25 protein-coding genes are annotated in these 24,711 nt (G+C 40.0%); 9 read left to right on the top strand and 16 right to left on the bottom strand.

Going from position 1 to position 24,711, the window contains the following annotated elements; translation table 11 throughout:
• The first annotated feature begins 29 nt into the window (after positions 1-29).
• Positions 30-1,016: an ABC transporter substrate-binding protein gene (locus ABES02_RS11305; RefSeq protein ID WP_430134353.1), complete on the top strand. Its 987-nt coding sequence runs from the start codon at positions 30-32 to the stop codon at positions 1,014-1,016.
• A 271-nt stretch (positions 1,017-1,287) separates the two neighbouring features.
• Here ABES02_RS11305 and rodA read toward each other — a convergent pair whose 3' ends face one another.
• Both rodA and ABES02_RS11295 read right to left on the bottom strand, forming a co-directional pair.
• On the bottom strand, positions 1,288-2,463 hold the full coding sequence (rodA, locus tag ABES02_RS11300; RefSeq protein ID WP_430134351.1) for a rod shape-determining protein RodA: 1,176 nt from the start codon (positions 2,461-2,463) through the stop codon (positions 1,288-1,290).
• An 88-nt stretch (positions 2,464-2,551) separates the two neighbouring features.
• Positions 2,552-3,316: a DUF4931 domain-containing protein gene (locus ABES02_RS11295; protein ID WP_430134349.1), complete on the bottom strand. Its 765-nt coding sequence runs from the start codon at positions 3,314-3,316 to the stop codon at positions 2,552-2,554.
• A gap of 186 nt (positions 3,317-3,502) precedes the next feature.
• Here ABES02_RS11295 and ABES02_RS11290 point away from each other — a divergent pair, with 186 nt between their 5' ends.
• Positions 3,503-4,285 carry an undecaprenyl-diphosphate phosphatase gene (locus tag ABES02_RS11290; protein WP_430134348.1) on the top strand — a complete coding sequence of 261 codons (783 nt, stop codon included), beginning with the start codon at positions 3,503-3,505 and terminating at the stop codon, positions 4,283-4,285.
• 101 nt (positions 4,286-4,386) lie between these two features.
• Here ABES02_RS11290 and ABES02_RS11285 read toward each other — a convergent pair whose 3' ends face one another.
• Complete coding sequence (locus ABES02_RS11285) at positions 4,387-5,049, bottom strand: FMN-dependent NADH-azoreductase (protein WP_430134346.1); 663 nt, start codon at positions 5,047-5,049, stop codon at positions 4,387-4,389.
• Positions 5,050-5,284: 235 nt separating this feature from the next.
• Between ABES02_RS11285 and ABES02_RS11280 the strand changes: the two genes are divergently transcribed.
• From ABES02_RS11280 to ABES02_RS11265, 4 genes are read left to right on the top strand one after another with little or no spacing between them, the layout of a single operon-like run.
• Complete coding sequence (locus tag ABES02_RS11280) at positions 5,285-6,208, top strand: substrate-binding domain-containing protein (protein ID WP_430134344.1); 924 nt, start codon at positions 5,285-5,287, stop codon at positions 6,206-6,208.
• Positions 6,202-7,068, top strand: a complete 867-nt coding sequence (locus tag ABES02_RS11275; RefSeq protein WP_430134342.1) for a substrate-binding domain-containing protein — start codon at positions 6,202-6,204, stop codon at positions 7,066-7,068. Before ABES02_RS11280 ends, ABES02_RS11275 begins: the two co-directional genes overlap by 7 nt.
• Positions 7,069-7,091: 23 nt before the next feature.
• The gene (locus tag ABES02_RS11270; RefSeq protein ID WP_430134341.1) at positions 7,092-7,790 is read left to right on the top strand and encodes an ABC transporter permease; all 699 of its coding nucleotides are present in this window, start codon (positions 7,092-7,094) and stop codon (positions 7,788-7,790) included.
• Positions 7,787-8,530: an ABC transporter ATP-binding protein gene (locus ABES02_RS11265; protein ID WP_430134338.1), complete on the top strand. Its 744-nt coding sequence runs from the start codon at positions 7,787-7,789 to the stop codon at positions 8,528-8,530. Before ABES02_RS11270 ends, ABES02_RS11265 begins: the two co-directional genes overlap by 4 nt.
• A 79-nt stretch (positions 8,531-8,609) precedes the next feature.
• On the opposite strand, the gene ABES02_RS11260 is transcribed toward ABES02_RS11265, so the two are convergent.
• Entirely contained in the window at positions 8,610-9,983 is a 1,374-nt protein-coding gene (locus ABES02_RS11260) for a sensor histidine kinase (protein WP_430134335.1), read from the bottom strand.
• Entirely contained in the window at positions 9,961-10,671 is a 711-nt protein-coding gene (locus ABES02_RS11255) for a response regulator transcription factor (RefSeq protein WP_430134334.1), read from the bottom strand. The genes ABES02_RS11260 and ABES02_RS11255 overlap by 23 nt, the downstream gene beginning before the upstream one ends.
• Before the next feature lie 349 nt (positions 10,672-11,020).
• On the opposite strand from ABES02_RS11255, the gene ABES02_RS11250 reads away from it, so the two are divergent.
• Complete coding sequence (locus tag ABES02_RS11250; RefSeq protein ID WP_430134332.1) at positions 11,021-12,382, top strand: sensor histidine kinase; 1,362 nt, start codon at positions 11,021-11,023, stop codon at positions 12,380-12,382.
• A gap of 44 nt (positions 12,383-12,426) precedes the next feature.
• Here the strand turns inward: ABES02_RS11250 and ABES02_RS11245 are convergent, their stop codons facing one another.
• The 7 genes from ABES02_RS11245 to nadE form a co-directional block, all read right to left on the bottom strand.
• Positions 12,427-13,947 carry an SPFH domain-containing protein gene (locus ABES02_RS11245; RefSeq protein WP_430134330.1) on the bottom strand — a complete coding sequence of 507 codons (1,521 nt, stop codon included), beginning with the start codon at positions 13,945-13,947 and terminating at the stop codon, positions 12,427-12,429.
• 15 nt (positions 13,948-13,962) lie between these two features.
• Positions 13,963-14,514, bottom strand: coding sequence for an NfeD family protein (locus ABES02_RS11240; RefSeq protein WP_430134328.1), 552 nt, complete (start codon positions 14,512-14,514; stop codon positions 13,963-13,965).
• 331 nt (positions 14,515-14,845) lie between these two features.
• Positions 14,846-15,580, bottom strand: coding sequence for an amino acid ABC transporter ATP-binding protein (locus ABES02_RS11235; RefSeq protein WP_430134325.1), 735 nt, complete (start codon positions 15,578-15,580; stop codon positions 14,846-14,848).
• A gap of 15 nt (positions 15,581-15,595) precedes the next feature.
• Positions 15,596-16,282 (bottom strand): amino acid ABC transporter permease, encoded by a 687-nt coding sequence (locus ABES02_RS11230; RefSeq protein ID WP_430134322.1) that lies wholly within the window; start codon positions 16,280-16,282, stop codon positions 15,596-15,598.
• Positions 16,269-17,102: an amino acid ABC transporter substrate-binding protein gene (locus ABES02_RS11225; RefSeq protein WP_430134319.1), complete on the bottom strand. Its 834-nt coding sequence runs from the start codon at positions 17,100-17,102 to the stop codon at positions 16,269-16,271. The genes ABES02_RS11230 and ABES02_RS11225 overlap by 14 nt, the downstream gene beginning before the upstream one ends.
• 171 nt (positions 17,103-17,273) lie before the next feature.
• Positions 17,274-18,695, bottom strand: coding sequence for an amino acid permease (locus tag ABES02_RS11220; protein WP_430134317.1), 1,422 nt, complete (start codon positions 18,693-18,695; stop codon positions 17,274-17,276).
• A 258-nt stretch (positions 18,696-18,953) separates the two neighbouring features.
• Positions 18,954-19,775 carry an ammonia-dependent NAD(+) synthetase gene (gene nadE / locus ABES02_RS11215; RefSeq protein WP_430134314.1) on the bottom strand — a complete coding sequence of 274 codons (822 nt, stop codon included), beginning with the start codon at positions 19,773-19,775 and terminating at the stop codon, positions 18,954-18,956.
• Positions 19,776-19,884: 109 nt separating this feature from the next.
• On the opposite strand from nadE, the gene ABES02_RS11210 reads away from it, so the two are divergent.
• Positions 19,885-20,397 carry an acyl-CoA thioesterase gene (locus ABES02_RS11210; RefSeq protein ID WP_430134312.1) on the top strand — a complete coding sequence of 171 codons (513 nt, stop codon included), beginning with the start codon at positions 19,885-19,887 and terminating at the stop codon, positions 20,395-20,397.
• Positions 20,398-20,426: 29 nt separating this feature from the next.
• On the opposite strand, the gene ABES02_RS11205 is transcribed toward ABES02_RS11210, so the two are convergent.
• Positions 20,427-21,425: a DUF3231 family protein gene (locus ABES02_RS11205; protein WP_430134311.1), complete on the bottom strand. Its 999-nt coding sequence runs from the start codon at positions 21,423-21,425 to the stop codon at positions 20,427-20,429.
• Between the two features lie 89 nt (positions 21,426-21,514).
• The gene (locus ABES02_RS11200; RefSeq protein WP_430134308.1) at positions 21,515-22,483 is read right to left on the bottom strand and encodes a cation diffusion facilitator family transporter; all 969 of its coding nucleotides are present in this window, start codon (positions 22,481-22,483) and stop codon (positions 21,515-21,517) included.
• Positions 22,484-22,629: 146 nt separating this feature from the next.
• On the opposite strand from ABES02_RS11200, the gene ABES02_RS11195 reads away from it, so the two are divergent.
• Complete coding sequence (locus ABES02_RS11195; RefSeq protein ID WP_430134305.1) at positions 22,630-23,337, top strand: DNA alkylation repair protein; 708 nt, start codon at positions 22,630-22,632, stop codon at positions 23,335-23,337.
• A gap of 38 nt (positions 23,338-23,375) precedes the next feature.
• On the opposite strand, the gene ABES02_RS11190 is transcribed toward ABES02_RS11195, so the two are convergent.
• Both ABES02_RS11190 and ABES02_RS11185 read right to left on the bottom strand, forming a co-directional pair.
• Positions 23,376-23,609: a hypothetical protein gene (locus ABES02_RS11190; RefSeq protein WP_430134302.1), complete on the bottom strand. Its 234-nt coding sequence runs from the start codon at positions 23,607-23,609 to the stop codon at positions 23,376-23,378.
• Positions 23,610-23,663: 54 nt separating this feature from the next.
• Complete coding sequence (locus ABES02_RS11185; protein WP_430134924.1) at positions 23,664-24,668, bottom strand: AI-2E family transporter; 1,005 nt, start codon at positions 24,666-24,668, stop codon at positions 23,664-23,666.
• Positions 24,669-24,711: the final 43 nt, after the last annotated feature.

Here is a 24,711-nt window from a genome sequence, read left to right as displayed (position 1 = left end):
ACATTTAAACAAGGAGGCTACATAGTAAGATGAAAAGAACGATACTTACGCTTTTATCTGTTTTAGCTATTTTCTTATTAGCTGCTTGCGGCAGTTCGACTGAAAAAACGGCCGGTACGAAGGCAGAACCGAAACAAGCAGAAGAAAAATCCTATACGGTTGAACATGCCATGGGCTCTACCACTATTAAAGGGACTCCAAAAAGAGTCGTTATTTTAACAAACGAGGGAACAGAAGCGTTGCTCGCATTAGGTGTAAAACCTGTTGGGGCTGTTCAATCTTATCTTGGAAATCCATGGTACGACCATATTAAAAAGGATATGGACGGCGTAGAGGTTGTTGGCGTGGAAAGTGAAGTAAATGTTGAGAAGATTGCCACCCTAAAGCCTGATTTAATCATTGGCAACAAGCTTCGACAAGAAAAGATTTACCCTCAGCTAAGTGCGATTGCACCAACTGTATTTTCCGAAACACTTAGAGGAGATTGGCAAGAGAACTTTAAATTATATGCAAAAGCTTTAAACCTTGAAGAAAAAGGCACCCAAGTCTTAAGTGATTTTGATAAACACGTTGCAGATGTTAAAGGAAAGCTAGGCGATCAAGTAAATCAACAGATCTCCATCGTGCGTTTTATGGCTGGAAAATCCCGTATATACTACACGGATTCATTCTCCGGCGTAATTTTCGATAAATTAGGATTTAAACGAGCAGCCCAACAGGAAGCGCTGTTCACACCAGAAAATAAGCTCGGTAAACTTGCGGTTGAGGTAGGCAAAGAAGTGATTCCTAAAATGGATGCTGACCAACTTTTCTATTTCACCTATGCGCCAAACGGTGATAAAGCAGCGTTGGATACAGCAACAGAGTGGACAAATGACCCACTTTGGAAAAATTTAAATGCGGTGAAGAGCGGAAATGTGCACGAAGTAAGTGACGCAATTTGGAACACAGCCGGCGGTGTTTTAGCAGCAAACCTAATGCTGGATGATCTTGAGAAAATCTTATTAAAGAAATAATTTTTGTAAAAAACCTTCCATTCTATATATATGAAAAGAGCGAGGCTTGCCATGGCCTCGCTCTTTTTTAGTTTGTTTTGGAGGAAATTCGCGCACTTTTGATGTTCGCTAGTTTTGAGTTTTATTTCGCGAACTTTTGAATTTATTTCGCGAACTTTTGAATTTATTTCGCGCGTTTTCTAATTTATTTCGCCGATTTTGGGATTTATTCCGCGAAACCAATTTTTCAGCAAAAAAAAGAGCGATCCAAGTCGCCCTTTTCAAAACAAGATTATGCCGTTGTCGAAAACATATACTTTTTATAATGGTAACGAATCGAAAAGATTAAGCCGAGTCCGAGCATATTCCCCATTAATGCACTACCCCCGTAACTGATGAACGGAAGCGGAATACCGGTGATTGGCAGAACGCCAATCGTCATGCCAATATTTTGGAAAACGTGAAAGGTAATCATGCTGATGACGCCGACACAAATATACGTATAAAAATTATTCTTCGTTTCCATGCCTACCTTCGTGATATGGTATATCAAAAGGAAAAACAAACTGATTAACACACTCGCGCCAATAAATCCAAATTCCTCGCCAACTACACTGAAGATAAAGTCAGTATGGCTTTCTGGCAAGTAAACTTCCCGATTTCCGTAACCTTTTCCACCTGTTTGACCTGAGCCAATCGCAAGCAAGGATTTCGTTAGCTGGTAACCGGCCGAGCTTTGAAAATTGTATGGATCGAGCCAGGAGTATATTCGGCCAAATTGATACTGTTTTACACCAAGATATTTTTCCAGAATATCCGGTTTCCAGACAACAAAATATAAAATCGTTGAAGCTAGCACCGTTCCAAATGAGAAAATCGGTACAAGCAGCTTCCAGGTAATACCGGAAATAAAAATCATACCTATCATGATCGCAAGGAACACAAGCGACGTACCTAAGTCAGGCTGCTGCATGACCAGCATCAATGGCACCATCGTCACAATGCCAATCTTTATTAATAACCAAAAATCAGACTGTATCGTCTTGTTTCCCTGATTTTTTAGATGATGATCATCAATCACTCGTGAAATGGTTAAGATGATGAATATTTTAACAAACTCTGATGGCTGAAGTGAACCAATTGCCGGAACGATGAACCAGCTCTTCGCTCCATTAATCACAGGAGCAATGCTCGCTGGCGCAACAATTAAAAAGCCCAGCAGAAAAAGCCCGAACCCGTAGGCATACCATGTCAGCTTCTTCAATTGGTCGGAGTCCAGGGTCATCACCGCGGTGATGATACCGCCGCCCACGGCGTACCAAAAGATTTGCTTAACGACGAAATTCTCCTTATATTGCCCGCTCGCCTGGGCGCTATAAATAGAAATACAGCTCGCCAAAAACAATAATAATAAAATAAAAACAAGATTGTAATCAAGTTTGGAAGTTGTGTTTTTATTGGAAGTCATGCGTAAGTCTCCACCTTAATAAAACTTTTACATTACTCCATTATATTTTTTTAACGCCTAAATCACAACTTCTAACCATTGACTGGATTTATTTACAAAAATAAATCCGCTTTAACTCCTCAGCCATCCACTCCAGATTATTGGGCACCTGCGGAAGACCATAGCCGATATATAACGGGGTCGTCACAAAACGCGGCACCACCTTTGCATAAATTTTTCGATCAAGATGATGAAAAAACACGTTATAACTATTTGCCTTAAAGGGAAAATGATTAAGAATATAGTGGACTGCAATTTGCAGATATTCCGCAAACCTTTCCAAATAAATTGACTCTGACATTTCTATATTAAATTCATAGAAACCAACGCGGGGCTTTGTTGATAAAATCATCCGAACCCCTTCCCCTTCGTCCATCACAATCCCTTGAAACATTTCATAATCTGCTTTTTCTTTATAGTCAAGGTCATGAAGTCCGATGATTTGCATATGCGGGTGGGCAAGTGTGCCGCCAGATAATGGTCCGTGATTTTTGAAAAAAATAACAGATCGGTACCTGCCGGTTTTCTCCATTTCTAACCAATGCTTGATGCCGAACCTAATCAATCTATGTAAATGCTCTTTCGAATAGGTTGATAGCTCAGCATGACAATCGTCCGTCTCAATTAACACTGTTTGATAGGCATTTTCCAAAACGGGATATTTATTTTTTAATAGAATAATCGGACCGTCCGTTGCTATGAGGTCGGTAAGCTGGTCCCTTTCACAAAAAGGGCATGCCTGGGCTTTATTGCGGATATTCTCAGGCTTTTTGACACCGATTGAAGTATTAAAGTGCAAATGTTTATTTTCCAAACGTGTATCTCCTCTCGGAAGGGCTTTAATCCTATTTTATGGGAGTGGACTAACAAATTGCACATATTTTGTTTCAGATTTTATTTGACGGTTTTGGCAATTAAATCCAATAGAAGAGAATTTCAATATCTAGTTTGACATATCTTTAATTGTACAAGTTATTTTTTTTAGAATGTGAGGGAATGTATGTTAACAAAATTAGAAGCGCTGATACTTGGGATTATCCAGGGTTTAACAGAGTTTTTGCCCATCAGTAGTACAGGACATCTCTATTTAGGAAGAAATTTATTTGGCTTACAGGAAGCAGGACTCCTGCTCGATACGATGCTCCATGTCGGTACATTGCTTGCTGTCTTTGTTTTTTATAAGGATGAATTTATTAAAATTATTAAAAATCCGTTTAGTAAATTAACGATTTTGCTCATTGTCGGAACGATTCCTGCTGTTATCTTTGGACTTGCTTTTAAGGATTTTATTGATGAAATTTCGAAAACTGGCGTGACGATTGGCTGGGAGTTTTTAATTACGGGGATCTTTCTGTGGCTCGCTGATTCAGCGAAAAATGGCCATAAAAAAATGGACGACATCAGTTATAAGGATGCGTTGATCATTGGAACGTTTCAGGCGGTTGCCATCATGCCAGCCATTTCCCGTTCAGGGATGACGATTGTGGCAGCCTTGTGGCGAAAATTGGACCGTGAAACGGCTGCATATTTCTCCTTCCTATTGTCAACACCAGCCATTGCCGGAGCAATCGTTTTGCAAACGAAGGATTTACTCGGTGGTGCCGGAGAAGAAATTTCTTTATCTGCCCTGCTCGTCGGAATTGTCTCTTCTGCCCTATTTGGCTATGTTGCCGTAAGATGGATGATTGGCTATTTGAAAAAGCATTCCTTAAAACCGTTTGCGATTTATGTTTGGGCTCTGGGAATCATCGTACTATTTTTCCAGTTTACAGGTAGATTCTAAATAGAAAAGCGCAAGCCCCTTGTCCTAGGAAAAAAGTAGTTCATTTTTTCCTTGGCGCTTAAGCTAGACAGTAAAAAATGCGACTCGAGGGTCGCATTTTTTTATTGATTAACAGGCTGTTTCGCCATTTCTCTTGCTGCTTCTGCTGCTTGTTCTTTTGCTTTGGCCATAATTTCAGGTACTTTTTTCGGAAAATGGTCCATTCCCTCTGCAAACACGGTTTCCAGGCTCTCAAACCCTAGGAATTCAAATACCTTCCTTAAATAGCGATCGCCCATTTCAAATTCGACCATTGGACCGCTTGAGTAAATGCCGCCGCGGGTTTGAATATGGATGGCTTTTCTGCCGGTAAGCAGTCCCTTCGCACCGTGTTCAGTATATGTAAAGGTTTTTCCGGCAATAAATAAACAATCCATGAAGGCTTTGACGATTGCCGGTGCACCGAAGTTCCAGATTGGTGTCACAAACACATAATACTCTGCATCAATAAAGCGGTCGGCCAGGGCGTGCATTTTTTCAATTTTCGTCAGTTCCTCTTCTTTTAGCTGTTCTTTTGTGTAGCCCATAAAGGAGAGTTTCGCCCGCGCATATAATAAATCCATATCGATAACAGGGATTTCCATATCATATAAGTGCCAGCGCTCAATTTCAACATCAGGCTGTGCTTGTTTAAACTCTTCTAAAAACACTTCCCCAATTTGCATCCCTTTGGAAAGTTTTATATCGTTTTTCGGATTGGCGGTAATATATAATAACTTGGCCATATCGATCCCTTCCTTTATCTACAATTTCTTCTTCTATTACTATACTACTACATAAGGGATTGCTCACAAATGAACAATAAGTGAAGTTTGTGAAAATTATATGAAACACATGCCTATATTTTGAACAAATCACGACAATTCTTAACGAAACTTAACAAAACTAAATAACACTTAACAAAAGTCACATGCACATTACTAGGCATTTTTTAAAATAATGACAAAAGGAGGGTGAAAAATGGAAGAAAAGGCTTATACCCCCGATGAGGTAGCACAAATTTTTCAAATCTCAAAACATACCGTCTATGAATTAATTAAAAGAGGTGAGCTCCAAGCATTTAAAATCGGAAACAAGATGCGAATCGAACATGCAGAGATTGAGCGATTCAAGGAAAATACAAAAGCACCATCGAAAAAAGAAACACCTAATCCAGGCAATCAAGCTAGCTTAATCCGGCTATCTGGGAGCCACGATTTTCTGGTTGAGCATTTTTCCAAACAAGCGACAATTGCTTGCAACCTGCAAATCCAGCCTTCATTCATAGGCAGCTTAGAAGGGTTAATGATGCTGTATCGGGGACAATGTGATATGGCGGCTATACATTTATTAGACCCTGCATCACAAGAATATAATCTTCCATTTATCCGCCAGCTTTTTGTCTATGAATCTATTATGGTTATAAGATTAGCCGCTAGAGAACAAGGGTTCATCGTCGCCAAGGGTAATCCGAAAAAGATTGATGATTTTCCCGACCTCACTAGAAAAAACGTTCAATTTATCAATCGACAAAAAGGCTCGGGTACTCGCTTCTTACTAGACTCAAAACTTTCTAGCTATGGCATACATCCAACAAATATTAAAGGCTATAACACGGAAGAATGGAATCATCTGTCTGCGGCTTCCTATATCAGCAGAGGAACGGCAGATGTTACCTTTGGTATTCAATCCGCTGCCAGTCACCTGGGACTTGATTTCATTTCAGTTGCTAAAGAAAATTTTGATCTTGTCTTTCGCTTTACAGAAGGTAATAAACAATGCCTGACCGATTTAATTCATTACCTGCAATCATTTGACTTTCAAAATAGCCTGACAGATTTAGAGGGCTATTCAACTCAAGATTTAGGAAAAATTATCTATCAAACGGAGGAACAAACATGTTAAAAAAACGCTATTTCGCAGCCCTATTTGCTTTGCTACTTTTGGTTTTATCAGCGTGCGGACATTCAGAAACGAAAACAGCTGAGGCAAAAACGAAAAAAGCTGAGCCTAAAGCAGCACCAACTGAAATGATTTTGGCAACCACTACAAGTACACAGGACAGCGGCTTACTTGACGTTATCATTCCAATGTTTGAAAAACAAAACAATGTAAAAGTAAAAACGATTGCTGTCGGTACTGGTCAAGCACTTGAAATGGGAACAAAAGGAGAGGCAGATGTCCTTCTCGTTCATGCTCCAGCAGCTGAAAAAGCAGTTGTCGATGCTGGTGATGCCATTAACTACAAACGCGTAATGTACAATGATTTTGTTTTAGTAGGACCTAAGGATAATCCTGCCGGTGTTACCGGTGATGATATTATGGCAGCCTTTAAAAAATTAGCCGATGCTAAAGCAACCTTCGTTTCACGTGGCGATGATTCTGGAACACATAAAAAAGAACTCTCTATTTGGACTATGGATAACATTAAGCCTGCTGGCGAATGGTATGTTTCAACTGGTCAAGGTATGGGGCAAACGTTACAGGTAGCAGCTGAGAAAAAAGGCTACGTATTAACTGACCGTGCGACATGGTTAGCTCAATCTAAAAATTTGGCTGACATGCAAATTGTCGTTGAGGGCGGTAAAGATTTAATGAATATTTACCACGTTATGCAGGTAAACCCTGATAAACATGAAAAAATTAATAGCAAAGACGCCAAAAAATTTGTTGAATTTATGGTAGCTCCAAAAACACAGGATGTCATTGAAAACTTTGGCAAGAAGGAATACGGCCAATCGTTATTTATTAAATATACCGAATAGAATTAGTATTGATGGAGGCACCCATGGAACTGCTAATCGATGGACTTAAGAAAGCGATAGAGATGATTTTTTCCGGTGATCAGGAAGTGTTTGCGATTACCTGGCTTACGCTAAGAGTTTGTCTTTATTCGATAATGATTAGCACTTTCATCGGATTGCCTCTTGGTATTTTTCTCGGGCTAGCTAGATTCAAAGGTCGAAAACTACTATTATTATTTATTAATATTGGTATGGGCTTGCCTCCTGTCGTTGCCGGTCTATGGATTACGATGTTTTTGTGGCGCTCCGGCCCGCTTGGCAATTTCTCTTTGCTCTATACGCCAACAGCGATCGTCATGGCACAAATACTAGTTTCATTGCCCATTGTCACAAGTCTGACTTGCACTGCCTTTCAGCAAATCGATGACAAAATGCTCTTGCAAATTAAAGCCCTCGGAGCCACAAAGCTCCAGACCTTGATGATACTTGTCAAGCAATCGAAAATTGCGATTATGGCTGCGATTATGGCAGGCTTTGGCCGAGTGATTGCCGAAGTGGGCGCCGCGATGATGGTAGGCGGAAATATTCAAGGTGACACTCGGATTCTAACCACATCGATTGTGATGGAGGTTTCAAAAGGTAACTTTGATATCGCCTTAGCCCTTTCGTTTATTCTCTTATCAGTTGCCCTTTTGATAACGGCAGCGTTAACCTTATTACAGCAAAGGAAGGGATTATCTTGAGCCCGATTATAGAGCTGAAAAATATCACCTTAAATGCCCATCAGAAAAAGATTCTGGAAATCCCTCATTTTCAGATTCAGGCAGGCGAATTTCTCGGCATTATGGGTCCGAACGGCGCGGGCAAAAGTACCCTGTTGAAATTGCTGTCCTTTCTTGAACAATGCAGCAGCGGCGAAATCCTTTATCGTGGCCAGGTCATTCCTAAGGGCAGCGCCCCCCTTGAATTACGGAGGAAGTTCTCGATTGCTCTTCAGCAGTCTTTGCTGTTAGATGGGACTGTTTATCACAATATTGCGATTGGCTTAACCTTACGAAAAGTACCAAAGAGAGAAATAAAAGAAAAAGTAGCTCATTGGCTAGAGCTGTTTGGAATCAGCCATTTGGCGAAGAAAAACACCCATTATTTATCCGGTGGTGAGGCGCAGCGCGTTAATTTAGCGCGGGCGATGATTGTCGAGCCGGAAATCCTTTTTTTAGATGAGCCTTTTTCAGCCCTAGACTTTCCTACTAAGATTAAGTTAATGGAAGATTTCAAGAAAATTATCGGTGAAACAAAAACAACGGCAGTGTTGGTAAGCCATGACCTCATGGAAATCAATTACTTAACAAATCGGCTTGCCATTATTGTAAATGGTGAAATGAAACAAACTGGACCGACCCTTCAGGTCCTAGAACATCCCAATTTATCCACCATCCCCTTCCTGAACGAGTGGAAAAAATTTTATCCCCAAGCACGTTAATCGCAGCTCCGTTTGGGGCTGTTTTTTTATTTTCTTATTAGCAAAAAAAGACCCTGCATATTTGCAGAGGCCTTAACTCTTAGTCTTCATTTGGAAACCATAATGTAATGCTTGTTCCTTTATTTAGTTTGCTTTTTACTTTAATAACTCCTTTATGGGCATCCATCAACGCTTTGACAATGGACAGTCCGATCCCAACTCCGCCCGTTTTCCGGTCACGTGATTTATCGCCGCGATAAAAGCGCTCAAAAATATGCGGAATATCATCTTCAGCCATACCAGAGCCTTCATCTTGAATCTTAAAGCCGACATAGCCTACCTTATCCGTTTCAACGGAGATGGTGACATTTTTTCCTTCCGGTGTATATTTCAGGGCATTATTGAGGATGTTGGATAGGATTTGCATCAAGCGGTCCTTATCCGCTTCAAATAATTCCACTTGTTCTGGTTCTTCAATGTGGAGGTTAACACCCTTTTCTTTAAACAAGGGCATAAACATTTCCCATAGTGCCGCGAGAACACTGCCTGCATCTAATTCTATTTTTTCAAGTCTAATTTGCGGATTCTCAGCTGCAAGCAATTTTTCTAACTCATTAACTAGCCTAACTAAGCGCATAAGTTCTTCATGACTGGCCTGTAGGCGCTGCGAGGTCGGCTCCCAAATGCCGTCCTGAAAGGCCTCAATTTGACTTCTCAAAGTAGCAAGCGGCGTCCGCAGTTCATGAGCAAGGTCGCCCGTAAACTGCTTACGGAGCATTTCTTCCTTTGACAATGACTCGGCGAGATTATTGAAGGAAATAGCAATTTGCTTTACCTCTGTCGGTAATCCAGATAAAGGGACTCGAATGTTAAGATTGTGCTGCTGCAGTTCAACTGCCGCAAACGATAGCTTCTTTAAGCCTGACGTTAATTTTTTTGAAAAAAGCATGCTAAAGACAATGGCTAAGACGATTGTTAAACATACGGCCGCTAAAATGTATAATTGAATGGTTTGTATGAAGGTATATTCATCGTCAATTAAGCCTTCTGGGTAGATGGCAACTAACTTTCCGATCATTGCATCATCAACTTTTAAGGTATACGTTTTAGAATGCCATTCCTCCCCATCTGGCGTCGGTTCTGTTAAACCTAAGCTGTTCAACATACCTCGAATGTTCGAAGAATCCATCTGCATCTGCCCAAAGCGATCGTACATTTGAAAATAAAGCTGATCGGTCATCGCATGCTCGTGCAGCAATCCAAACACTGGGTCACTCGTGAAGTGGCCATTTTTTTTATAATCCTTCTCAATTTCGGTAATAATTCTATCGATTTTTTTCTCCCGGTTTCGGTCTAAATAGCTATGAAAGCTTTCTTCAAAACCATATTGGATAAAAAAACTGACGATTAATATCCCGATCATGGAGATCAGTACTAAGTAAAAGAGGATCTTAGACCGTAGCGTTTGCAGCATCCAGCACCCCTCCAAATTTATAACCCATGCCAAATACCGTTACAATGAAATTCGGCTGCCTTGAATCAAGCTCGATTTTTTTACGCAGGTTCTTGATATGTGTATCGACACTGCGCTCATAGCCTTCATAGTACATCCCTTCATCTTGAATTTTTTCTAAGAGGTCCATGCGGCTGTATACTCGTCCAGGGTTCGTCGCCATATTGGTTAAAAGTTTATACTCAAGTGGAGTCAGGGTCACATATTGTCCGTTTACTGTAACTTCTTTTTTATCTAAATCTATTGCCAGCTTTTTCCCGTTAAATTCGAGCCGTTCCACTTTTTCCGTCTTTTTGACACGTCTTAAAATGGCTTGGACCCGAACAACGACTTCCCGAGGGCTGAAGGGTTTTGTTAAATAATCGTCTGCCCCCATCACGATTCCATTAATGCGGTCATCCTCTGCTGATTTCGCAGTCAACATGAGAATCGGTACTTCCGATTCTTTTCTGACGAGCCGGCAAACCTCTTCCCCCGAAATGTCTGGAAGCATTAAATCTAGTATGATAAGATCAGGGCTGATGGTTTTGACTTTTTTTAAGGCATCAATTCCATTATCGGCGCTATGTATTTCATAGCCTTCTCTTTCAAGGTAAGCTTCGAGAACTTCTATTATTCTACGTTCATCGTCCACTAATAATATTTTCATTATTATCACTCCCCATATCTTAACTATAGCATCTTAGGTCTGTGATTTTTCTAACTTCACAAATTCACCACAAGTTCTTCATAACATCTTCAATATTTCCCGCTAAAATGTGATTGTAGTTAAGAAGAGGAGATTAATTGAAGGACCCCCAGTTTTTCATAATCACCTCTTTGATGCAGTAACAAGGTTCAAAAACCTCTTACTCATCCCAAATTTAACCTCTCCTTTTATATACCAGGGTGTCCCGACGTACGGGGCCCCATTTTTTTTTTAAGAAAATGGCTACAAATAGTGTCTTTCTCATGACCTAACATGTAGTATTCTTAGTTTGTGAGGTGGTTGATAAACGATGAATAAAATCTCTTTTAAAATAGGCTTGCTTTTCTTTTTGGCTATTTTTCTATTAGAAAGTATTTCGATGTTTTTTTTACATGATAATATCATTCATTCCCGGGTCCATGATGAGTTGTCGGCACTTCAAACGAGAGGAAATAATCATCGCGAAATTCTTGAGGCTTCTTATCACGATGAGACAATCAGGCATATTGCCATGATGGAAGCGCGGACAGATACCCAGGTCATCTTAACAACACCAGCCGACGGCATTTATATGTCATCCAATAAGGTAACAGATGAAATGAAAACAATCATAAAAACAACACCAAAGAATGTTCCACACGATGGATTAATTCTAGAAGACGACTGGAAGAAAGCAACATATATTGCCTCCGTTAGTCCTATAGTTATCGATCATAAGATTAATGGTTATGTTTATATGTTTCAGAGTACACAAAAAATTAAGGATTTAATTTCTGGGTTAAACAGACATTTCCTGCTCGCTGGGCTGCTTTCCCTTTTATTCATGATGATCATCATTGTATTTTTGACAAGGGTGGTAACGCATCCGCTTATTCAGATGAGCGAAACGACTAAGCGGATTAGTAATGGAGACTTTTCCGTTTCTCTGCCAAAGCTAGGTAAGGACGAAATCGGTGAACTCGGCGAGTCGATAAAAGTGCTGGCAAGCGATTTAGAAATATTAAAAAATGAACGGAATGAGTTTTTGGCGAGCATCTCGCATGAACTTAGAACCCCATTGACTTATATTAAGGGCTATGCGGAAATTGCCCGCCGCGGGGAAACAACCGCTGGAGATCGAGACAAATATTTAGGGATTATTTTTGAGGAAGCCGTTAAGCTTTCGCAGCTCGTGAAAGAGTTATTCAATCTAGCAAAAATGGATGAAAATACTTTTTCGATTGAAAAAGAAAAGGTGCATTTGCTAAGCTTCTTTCAGAGTATCATTGAGAAGGTTTCACCTGCTCTTAAAGAGAATCATATGGAACTTATCCTTGCATGCCCTTCTGAGCACTATGAGGAAATAGATCCTATTCGTTTTGAACAGGTTATCCTCAATCTCTTGGACAATGCCCGGAAATATTCGGAACCAAATACGAAAATTGTTGTTGAGGTAAGGCTTGTGGATGCTAAGCTTCATATAACGGTCCAGGATGAAGGAAAAGGGATCCCGCCTGAAGATTTGCCGCGTATTTTCGAAAGATTCTATCGGGTTGATAAATCCCGGACACGGGCGCTCGGCGGATCAGGTCTCGGGCTTTCGATTGTGAAACAACTGGTGGAAGCGCACGGGGGGACGATTGAGGTGTTTAGCAGTGTTGATGTGGGAACAACTTTTAACATTATCCTATAACGCAAAAAAATCCTTATCTTCTATTGATAAGGATTTTTTCATGCTTATTCAGCTTTCTTTTTGACCTCGTCCGTCAATTCGTCGATACTTTTCCGGACATTACCTTTACCAGAGTAGTTTTCGATCAGTTCTTTCACGTCAATTCCACTGGAGGCCTTTAATGATTCTTGCAAGCTTGCCATTAGGTTCGTGGCATAACTGGTGATTTTATTAGCACCGCCATCAGCACCCGAACCGCCGCCTGTATCCACAACGGTGATTTTATCAATATTGGATAATGGGCTTGCCACTTGCTTCGCATATTCAGGAAGCATTTTGATGACCATATCTAGAATTGCCGCTTGACCAAATTGCTCAAACGCTTCGGCGATTTTTTCCTTCGCTTCCGCTTCAGCCAAACCTTTCAAGCGGATAATTTCTGCTTCTGAGGAACCTTGTGCTTTTTGCGCTTCGGCTTTGGCTAGACCATCAAGGCGAATCCGCTCGGCTTCCGCTTTTGCCATCGCTTCGATACGGTATTTATTTGCTTCTGCCTCTGCAATCTCTCTCGCCTTATTTGCAGCAGCGGACTGTTCAACAGAGTAGCGGTCTGCATCTGCTTTCTTTTTTACTTCGGAATCATATTGGCGCTCTCGGCGCAAAATTTCTTTCTCTTCTAATTCAATTTGCTTTTGTCTCTCGATTATCTTGATTTGCATTTCCTGCTCAGTAACTTCCTGCTTTGCTCTTGCACTTTCAAGGTCATAGGCTTGGTCAGCGCGGGCTTTAGCAATATCCTGCTCACGACGGAATTCCGCAATTTTCATCAAATTGATTTTCTCTGCTTCAGCAATTTCGGTTGCCCGCTCTAATTCACTACGCTTGGCTTCCTTTGACGCTTCCGCTTTTTTGATGCGGGTTTCTTTTTCCGCCTCAGCTGTAGCAATATCAGCATCCCGTTTCACTTGTGCGATTCGTGGTTTACCCAGTGATTCCAAGTAGCCATTTTTATCGCGAACGTCTTTGATTGTAAACGAAACGATTACTAAGCCCATTTTTGCAAGGTCTTGTGACGCAACCCTTTGAACCTCTTGCGAAAATTTGTCTCTGTTTTTATAAATTTCTTCCACGGTCATGGAGCCGAGAATGGACCTCAGGTGACCCTCTAAAACTTCCCTTGCTTCACCTTCTCGGCCTTCCTTTGGCTTCCCTAGAAACTGTTCTGCTGCTGTTGCGATTTCACTAATTGAACTTCCAATTTTAATAATCGCCACACCATCGGCCATGACTGGTACACCCTGCTCAGTGTAAACCTCAGGAGTCGTAACTTCTAGTTTACTAGATAATAAGCTTAGTGGCTTTGCCTGTTGAAATACGGGTAAAATAAAACTTCCCCCTCCGCGAATAATCTTTATTTTATTCCCCGCTTCATCCACATGAACGTTTCGATTACCTAAAAAGCTTCCTGTGACGATCAATGCCTCATCTGGTCCTGCTGTTCGGTACTTTGTAATAAAGACACCGATTAGCGCCAATAAAATAAGTACAACTATTCCTACGATTATCCAAACAAATCCAAATTCCATAGTTTATGCCCCTCTCTAAATGAAGCTTTCTAATTGATGATGAACCGTTACTTCCATTACGCCGTTTTTTACCTGGACGACAAGTACGCTAGTACCACTTGGAATTGTGTCACCATCAAAACTTGATGCTGGTTTTGCAATTCTGCCGCTTGTACTGTCAATCATCACTTCACCAAATCCATCAGCAGGAATGGTAGTGATCACGGTCCCGATTCTGCCCTGCAAGTCTGATTCTTTGTATACTAAGGATTCCTCCGCGCTCGACAGCGGAATGAGAACGAACACATTTAATAAGGTAACTACAATAAAAGCGGCAATAGCCGAGATCCCTAGTGAAATTAAATAATGTAGTGATGATAGCCTTTCAAATAAGTAACCGCTTGCGGAAAGAATGGTAATAAAGGCAAAAATCAGCACTGGGTTTAGAAAGTGAAGACCACCATCCCCAGCCCCATGAAAATGAAACACATCTGCAAATAAAACATACAAAACCGTCAAAACACCTGAAATAATTAGCCCGTATAAATAAATGGTTTCCAAAGGTATGCTGAAAGGTTCCAAGTGCATCAATCCTTTTCGTTAAATTCACTAAACTGTATCCTTTTTCCCGCTATCAACCACTCCTCATCCATTTGGCATCAATCCCTTCTTATGTATATACCTTTATTACGGTTGATTTATGGAAAGGTTTCACATTTCATACAAAAATCACCTTTTTCTAATCTAGTTCTCTACAGATTTGCAATTTCCTGCACGAATATTGAGTAGATTCTTTGAACAAATTGTCTAAGATTTAGGCTTTGGACATTTTTTAACCCGTTTTGAACATTTAAACATTTTTTGGAAAATTATTACTTTAGAAAATAAAAAAGTGCCATGGCACCCACGCCACAACACCTTATTGAATCATATTCAAGAACTTCCTGGTTCGTTCTTCTTTTGGATTTGTGAAAATCTCTTCTGGTTTATTCCGTTCAACAATCACGCCGCCGTCCATGAAAATGACTTCATCAGCCGCTTCACGGGCAAAACGCATTTCATGAGTTACAACAATCATCGTCATACCTTCACTAGCGAGATCCTTCATTACCTTTAAAACTTCACCGACAAGCTCTGGATCGAGTGCGGACGTCGGCTCATCAAATAGCATAACCTTAGGTTCCATCGCTAGCGCACGGGCAATGCCGACACGCTGCTGCTGGCCGCCTGAAAGCTGTGCTGGATAGTAGTCGATTTTATCACCTAGACCAACTTTTTCAAGTAAAGCTTGTGCTTTTTTTCGAGCAGAATCTTTGTTTTCCCCCTTTACAATAATCGGCCCCTCCATTACGTTCTCAAGGGCAGTTTTATGAGGGAACAGATTATAGTTTTGAAAAACCATTCCTGTTAAGCGGCGGAAAGAAGCAATATTTTTTTTCGAAACGGTTTTTGAAAAATCAAGCTGCTGACCTTCAATGGATATAGCACCCTTGGTTGGGTTTTCAAGCACATTTAAACAGCGGAGCATCGTTGTCTTTCCTGAGCCGGACGGCCCAATGACTACAACTACCTTTCCTTTTGCAACCTCAAGGTCAATTCCCTTTAACACTTCTAATTGACCGAATTGCTTATATAAACCTTTAATTGAAATCATCGTAAAACTCCCTCATTAAGACGCATAACGGTCCAGTCTTTTCTCCAAAAATCCTTGAATAATGGAAAGAAAAAAGCAAATGACCCAATAAATGAGTGCGGCTTCGGTATAGACCAATAAAAACTCATAATTGGCTGCGGTAATTTCCTGAGCACGTCGAAACATCTCTGTTACAAGCACAACAGAAGCGAGCGAGGTATCTTTAACTAAACTAATAAACGAATTAGATAATGGCGGAATCGATACTTTAGCCGCTTGCGGTAGAATAATTCTTCTTAAAGCCTGTGAATAAGTCATTCCAATCGAATAGCCCGCTTCCCACTGCCCCTTTGGAATTGAAAGAATAGCAGCGCGGATAACTTCAGAGCCATAAGCCCCAACACTAAGGGAAAACCCAATAACAGCTGAAATAAATGGATCGAGAATAATCCCTATATTCGGAAGACCATAAAAAATGATAAATAATTGAACCAATAATGGCGTCCCACGGATGGCCGAAACATAAACTCTTGCAATGATTTGAAGAATTTTTACCGAAGATATACGGGCAAGGGCTGTTAATACAGCTAAAATAATCCCAAAGATAAACGAAACAATCGTTAAGGGAATGGTATTCATAATAGCACCCTCCAGCAGCGGCTGGAGGGAGTTTTTTGCAATCTCAATTTTTTTAGGGTCAAGAAAAATACTATTTAAGTACATCTTCACCAAACCATTTCTCAGAGATTTTTTTGTATGTGCCGTCATCGATCATTTCTTGTAACGCCTTGTTTACTGCATCCACAAGAGTATTGCTATTTTTTCTAAACATAAAGCCGCTTTGTGAAGCATCCTCAGCTGTTGCGGCAACCTTTATTGGGGCATCCGGTTTATGCTTTGAATAGTCTAAATAGGCAATATTATCATTAATCGTTACATCGACACGTTTTTGCCCTAAAAGTTCGACAGCCTGCTGGAAGCCCTCAACACCGACAAGGGTTGCTCCATTCTTTTTCGCCATATCAGCGTAATTGCTTGTTAATGATTGAGCGGCTTTTAAACCTTTAATATCCTCAAATGCTTTTACTTTATCGTTATCTTTCGATGTAATTAAAACAGCTTTTGAAGTGATATACCCTTTAGAGAAATCGTACTTTTCCTGGCGGTCTGGACGAATTCCAACCTGGTTGGCAATCATATCAAAACGCTTGGCATCAAGACCAGCAAACATAGCATCCCATTGAGTTTCTTTAAATTCAGCTTTCACACCTAAACGCTTCGCCACTTCTTCAGCTAGTTCCACATCAAAGCCAGTTAATTTTCCTTTTTCATCATGGTATGTGAACGGTGAATATGTACCTTCCGTACCAATTAGAATCTTACCTTCATCTTTAACCTTTTTTAATAAATCTTCGCCTGCAGTCTCTTTTGTTTCTGTTGTCTTGTTTTTATCAGTGGCATTGTTTTTATTACTTGTGCCACAAGCAGATAGAATAAACATAAAACTTAATAATAGTGCGAAAATTACTGATAATTTTTTCAACGTTAAACCCCCCTAATTCTGATAGTTTTGCTTGGATTTAATAATCATATTACATACTTAAATTTCTGTCAAAGAAAAACTTGTGAAATTTGTCGAATTTATTTTACCCTGCTAGGAGAAAATTCATGTACAAAAAAACCTACCGGAGTCCTCCGGTAGGCTAATACGTTTCTATGCAGCATTTGAAATAGGTTTTGCAGACTCTTTCTTTTTCAATAACGGACCATAGAACAGGATTCCACTAGCAAGTAGAAGCATTCCGAACGTAAAGGTTTTTATGTCCGCAGTACCTGCAATAATAACCCAAATAGAGTAAATTGTTGACAAAAGGGCAATGATCCCATCTGTGATTCTTGATTTGTCACCCCTGTATGTCTCACCTGTTATCACCAACTTAAGCTGATAAACAGAAGAAATAAAGTAAGGAACTAAATAAGATAAAGTAGCAATCACAATGACGAAATCAAAGGCACCTGATATAGATTTTGACACAGTTGAAAAAATAAACAATTGTCCTAATCCATTTGAGACGATCATAGAAAACGAAGGCAAGCCTTTTTTGTTTTCTTTTCTGAAAGCTGGCAGGAATAATCCTTGTTTTGCTGCCTGATATGGAACCTCTGCACTTAACATTAACCAGCCAATAGTTGAACCGAATAAACTGATTAAGCCAATGCCAGCTAAGACTTTCCCTGCAATTGGGCCTAAAACAGAATCAATCGCATCAATTAATGGTTTCTCAGAGTGAATAAGTGTGTTTTGGTCTAACATTCCCATCACCAAGGTACTGATTCCAATATAAATTCCAAGGGCAATAAATAGGCCAAGAATGGTTGCTCGTTTTACATCGGCTTGTTTTCTAGCACGGGAAGCAAAAACAACGGCAGATTCTACACCAATAAATGCCCATAACGTATTGACTGCCGCACTGTTTACTTGTGACATAATTCCAATGGCATTACCTGCGTCATCCATTCTTGTTGCCATAAACGGAAGAATATTACTTTTTTGAAAAGCGAATAATCCCACGACAATAAAAAGGATAAATCCAGCCACTTTGGCAGCAGTTGCTAGAAAATTAAGCTTTCCGGCACTTTCCATTCCGCGCATAATAATGGTGTGAGTTCCCCAAAGAAGAATTGAACACACTATAAAAGTTAATCCGTTTCCGACCTTAAGTGTGAAACTTCCAATCGTGAACCACTTAGCATCGCTAGTCAAAATTGGGAAGAACGTTGATAAATAACCAGCAAAGGTTGTAATCATGGCCACGTTACCGGCAAGGTTTCCTATCCAGTAGCCCCAGGTAGACATGAACCCCGATAAAGTTGATGCTTGAGATCCTGATTTAAAGAGCTCTTTAGCATAAATTTGCGGGCCGCCATTTAAGTTAGGCTTGCGAATCGCTAAGTTTCCAAATACAAGAGCCGTCATTAGTACACCGAACCCTGTTAGCAACCATGCTGAAATAACACCAGCAGGACTTGCTGCTTCAGATAGAGATCTTGGCAGCATGAAAATTCCGGAACCAACCATATTTCCAACCACAAGTGCTGTTAATACCCAAAAACCAAGTTTATTTGATTTCCCCATGATGTAAACTCCCCTCAAAGGCATTTATTTATTTTTATACAATAATATTTTTAAACTCACGACATTTAGAATAAAGGCGTCCCAGCTCGTTGTCAACGTAAAATTTTTATTACAATAAAGTATTAGAGAAATAAATCACTACCAATGACATTTCCTAGTATAACTTTATTCTTCGAAACATCCATTAGCGATTTGATGGAAAAAGGGAGAGTATTATCCAAAAAAAGAGACTGCCATCCTTGGCAATCTCCACAAAAATTATTTCCACCATTCATCGAACATACTAACTGGTGGTCTCCGCTTATGTTCAGTTATAAGGTAGCGTTTTTCAATCTTATCGGCAACTTCATGGGATACCTGCTTCCCTTCAAGGTAATCATCAAGTTCATCATAGGTAATACCTAGTTCAGTTTCATCGGCTTGACCAGGTTTTTGATCGAGCAGGTCAGCCGTTGGCACTTTTAAATAAAGCCGTTCTTCTGCCCCAAGCTCCTTAAGTAACGCTTTTCCCTGCCGCTTTGTTAAGCCCGTTAACGGAAGAATATCCGCGCCGCCATCCCCATACTTTGTAAAGAATCCTGTAACTGCCTCTGCTGCATGGTCCGTACCGATAACAAGAAGTCCTTCCATTCCGCCGGTTGCATATTGCGCAATCATTCTCATTCTCGCTTTTACATTTCCTTTTTGATAATCACTTAATGGCTGTCCATCGTAACCGGCGTTATATTCGTTCTGTACTTCATCAACTGGCGCTTTAATATTAAACACAGTCTCACGATCTGCTTTTATGAAGGCTAAAGAGCGTTTAGCGTCTTCCTCATCCTGCTGAACGCCATATGGAAGTCGGACAGCGACGAATAAGGCATCAGTTCCTTCGTTTCGCAATTCTTCAACCGCGAGCTGGGCTAATCGCCCGGCAAGGGTTGAATCCTGACCGCCGCTAATCCCAAGCACATACCCCTTCGCCATCGTTTTCCGTAAATAGCTTTTTAAAAAATCGATTCGCTTTCGAATTTCTTCTTTCGCTTGAATGTCAGGATTAACATTTAGCTCCTTCATAATTTGTGCCTGCATACTCATCCTGGGTCCCCCTAACTAATCAAATTGATATATGTAATGTACCACATTTGCACCAATTTCACTAAAACGAATCCATGATGGGTAAATTAAATTTATTGGAGGGATATTGATGGAAGCAAAAACGTGTATTGAGTCTAAGGTGGTAAGAACAAGCAGAGTGTTTCCGAATGATGTGAATAACCATCATACATTGTTTGGCGGAAAGATGATGAGTGATGTCGATATGATCGCCTCCATTACGGCCACACGTCACTCCCGGAAGGAGTGCGTGACTGCGTCAACTGACTCTGTTGATTTTCTAAGTCCGGTTACACCGCAGGATTCAGTTTGTTTTGAATCCTTTGTTACATGGACGGGCACATCATCAATGGAGGTTTTTGTGAAAATTATCGCTGAAAATCTCATCACAGGAGATAGAAAAATAGCAGCTACCGCATTTTTAACGTTTGTGGCCTTAGATGACAATGGTAAACCAACGGCGGTTCCGGGAATTATCCCTGAAACAGAAGAAGAAAAGAAACTTTTCGAAACAGGCAAAGAACGAGCCGAAGAACGAAAAAGACATCGCAAAAACAGTAAAGAGCTTGCGAGTTATTTTACGACGAGTAAACCCTGGGAATAAGCAAAGGTTCGCGATTTCGCGAACCTTTTTTAGAGTTTTTGTAAGTCTTTTCGATTTGCTGCCTGAGGAACTTTCTGCGCCCAGCCACGATCAACCAAAATATTAAAACCTTTTTCAGCATAAAGCATAATCTCGAACATAAATTTTTGATAATGTGCAGCTAAATCAGTTCTCATAGATAAAGATAAGGCATGACCAAGAAGTGTGATATCGATAGCATTCAACGAATGAAACAGCATAATGACAAGTTTATCCGAAAATGGAGAAACCACTGCATCTGTTACCTCCATAGTTGTTGGAACTAACCCAAGCAGTTCCTCCTTCATTAATTTATCATTAAATATCCGGATTTGTTTTTCAGAAATAGCCTTCCCTTCTTTAATATAAGAATGAATTTCTTTGTCATTTACCACCTGCAATAATCCCATGCAAAGTAATATCGAAAAATAATTTCGTTCGATATTAAAATAAATCTCGGTGAGTTCGATTGAATTTAAAGGTCTCTTTTCTCCAAAACCCTTAATATAAGATTTCTTTTTTATGTATTGGACATGCTTGGGATAGGGAATCATTGGCGGCCTGTCATAGATTCCTTTCGAGAGCATTAAATTTGTAGACGTTTGATAAAGATTCGCAGCCTGCTTTACCATTGTTACAAAAAGCTCCATCACATCTTCTCTGGCCACGTTCGAGGTTATAAAGCTAGTGTTAATCATTCCTAAGCGGCTCATCGAATAGACAAAGCTAAGACCAAACATATCATAAAATAATGGAGGTGCTGATAAATCAATATCATTTTCCGTAAACCCATCTGGAAGAGGAATTCCTTCCTCAGTAAAGATGTTTGTAATTTGTTGGACATGACTTTCGGAGATCTCTAATGATTGCTTTAACACAGTCTTAATATCTTCATCCTGATTATGATATAGAAGGTATTTTAATAAACAAACACCCATACTCTCTTGTAAATATGTGGCCCATAAGCCGCCAATCTCAGCACTAGATAATCTCGCAGTATGTGAAGCCAAGAACTCTCACCTCCAAACCACACTTTATGTCTAGATTCCCAATCCAAGTTTGGATTTATTCATATTCAAAAAATGAATATAAATTCCCCCTACTGTTGGTTCACTGGATTTTTCCATGTCATCACTCCATCTTCTTCATCTATTTCAATGGTGACATCAACAACGCCCTTTTCTGCCATAATTTTTTCCTCTAAGCGGTCTTTAATATCATCCGCTGCCGCAACCGTTAATTTAGGATCAACCTCGATTTCCAATTCCACATGCAAATCCTCTCCCTCTTTAATAACTGTAATTCCTTGGATATCCTTTACGTCTGGGTCTTCCATGACAAGCGCACCGATTTTGTTTTCCATTTCTTCATCGGCCTGGCCAATCACCCCAGCTGCATTATCTAAAAACACTTTCCCGACAACGAAGAACATCATCACTCCAATAATCATCGAGGCCAGCCCTTCAGCCCTGTGAAAGGACGTAAAATGTGCAATAAGCACCGCAATAATAGCTAACAACCCTCCCATTGTGGCAACCAAGTCTTCCATAAAAACAAGCTTTGTTGCCGGTTTCGCACGCCCTAAATTGGCAAAGGCTTTACCAAACACACTTAAGCCACTCGCTTCTACTTCAATTTCATGCAAAATTTCTTTCATCGCCTTAAACAGCACAAATGTTTCAAGCAGCGTTGCTACCCCCAGCACCAATAAATTAATGATGAATCCGCCTGATTCAGTTGGATGGACAACGTGATGATAACCCTCTACTATCGTTTCAAACGCCATAATTCCGACGATTAAAACGGCTCCTAGAAGAACCAAATTTACCAAACGGCCAAATCCATTTGGATATTTCTCTGTAGGTGCTTTTTTACTTAGAGCCGAACCGATAAACACAAAGAATTGGTTGGCGGCATCCCCTAGACTGTGCATTGTTTCAGCAAACATCGCCACATTGCCAGTGTACATATAGGCAACACCCTTAATAATAGAAATAATCGTATTAATAATGGCGGCAAGCATTGCCGATTTATTTCCGCGTTTTAATAATTGAAGTAATTCTCCCATCGAATCCCCTTTTCTTTTATGAAAGTACTACCTATAATATTTTCTAAAATCGCCTCTTTCATGAAAAGGAACTCGTTATGGAAATTTTTCCAAAAGGATAAAATGATGATAAACTAAAGAAAAATGGTGGATGAGGAGGCGTAGTGATGACATTAGATGAAATCATGTGGGAGCTGGCAGAGCTTGGCACGGAACAAACGAAAAAAACATTTAGGAATCACGGGGCAAAGGGCGACCTATTTGGTGTCAAGGTTGGCGATTTAAAAAAACTTGTAAAACACGTGAAAAAGGATCAACCATTAGCATTAGCCTTATATGAAACAGGTAATAGTGATGCCATGTATTTAGCAGGACTATCCGTAAATCCGAAATTGATGAAAAAGGAAACTCTTCAAAAGTGGGTAAAGACTGCCACCTGGTATATGCTCGCTGAATATACAATCGCAGGGGTGGCGGCGGAAAGCAATTTCGCACTTGAACTTGCCCGTGAATGGATGGATTCGGATGAGGAAATGACCGCAGTCGCTGGATGGAGTACATATTCGAACTATATCTCGATTACACCAGATGAAAAGCTTGATATAGAAGAGATTCGCTCCCTATTACAACAAGTGGAATCATCGATTCATCAAGAAAAGAACCGTGTCCGCTATGTGATGAACGGCTTTGTTATCAGCGTTGGAGCCTATGTTCCTGAACTGCACGAGGAAGCAATCCACGTTGCTGAAGAAATCGGCAAAGTCCATGTGGATGTCGGCAATACGGCGTGTAAAGTACCTTTGGCAACAGAGTATATTAAGAAGATTGAACAGCGCAATAAAATTGGCGTTAAAAAGAAGACTTGTATTTGTTAGAGTGAAAAGACCCCCAACGATGATGGGGGTCTTCTTTATTATACATTCTGCAACACCATATTTAAGCGGTTGGTCCGTTCACTTTTTTCTTCATCTGAAGCTAAATCATATTTTTTAAGTAAGTGGAAGACTTCATTCAATATTGCCTGAGTATGCTCACTTGCAAAAAACTTTTCAAATAATGGTTTCATTTCCTCTGGTAAAAATGCTGCTTGTGATTCGTACTTACTTTTTACATCATCCTGTGAATGGTCAAGTTTACATTCGCTCATTAAAAACACTCCTTGGAATTGATAGTCTTAGTCTATCTCAATTAAAAAAGCCCATCAACTGGGCTTATTACTTTCGGTCACTTCTAAAACGTCTAATAGGAAGACAAAAACAGGAATACCGACAATCAGTCCCCAAACACCAAAGAAGTGTTCTGAAAAAATCAACACAATGAACGTATAAAACACAGGCAGGTTGGTCTTAGAGCTCATCAAGTTGGGATTCAAAATATAGGCCTCGATACCATGTATGATTGCAATTGCAATTGCCACATACAGCACCGTCATCATTCCACCAATACTATAGGCGATAATTACGAGTGGAATAAGGGAAATGATAACTCCGGCAACAGGAATGAGCCCCAATAGGAAAATCATGATTGATAACCCGCCTAATTGCGGGAAATCCAAGATCCATAAGGAAATCGTTGTTAGAATACAGTTCACTAACGCAATAATTAATTGCGCTTCGATCACTTTCCCGAATGTGGCCACAAATTTACGGGCAAAAAATTCAATTTCCTCATAAATTGATGCGATTTTGCTCTTCTTAAATTTCTTTGTAAACTCAATTAAGCGTGGCTTTTCCAATAGGAAAAATAAACTCAGTAATAGAGCAAGCAGGATTTGCAAGCCAATTTTACTAATATCGGTAAAGTATTTTATTACAAAGGTAAAGCCCTGTTCAAGGTAACTTGAAACTTGGATTTCTTCGATTCGTCTTACCACATAATTCAGCACAATATTATCATGCTTCTTTGTGTAAAAGGCGGTCAATTGCTTGATTAAGTCTCTAATCTCACCGGCAATCATCGGCAGATACATGACTAGGCCGTAGGAAAGCAAGCCGACAATGCACGCATATGAAATGACAACAATTAACCTTCGATTTAGAGGAATTTTCTGTTCAATGAATTGAACAAGTCGGTCCATTAAAAAAGCAAAAATAAACGTAAGTAAAATTAAATTAATCATACTCTTCATCGCATAAATGATGATAGCAATGATGACAAATATTGATATTCGTTTGAAACTGCTGCTCTGCAAAAGTTTATTAATCATAGGCAATTATCGAACCCCATTATTTTTACTATAAATACATGTA

The sequence above is a fragment of the Neobacillus pocheonensis genome, assembly GCF_050477905.1.
GTDB lineage: Bacteria > Bacillota > Bacilli > Bacillales > Cytobacillaceae > Neobacillus > Neobacillus pocheonensis_A.
Note: the sequence above shows the minus strand (reverse complement) of the source record. Positions and strands in the feature narration are given on the sequence as shown.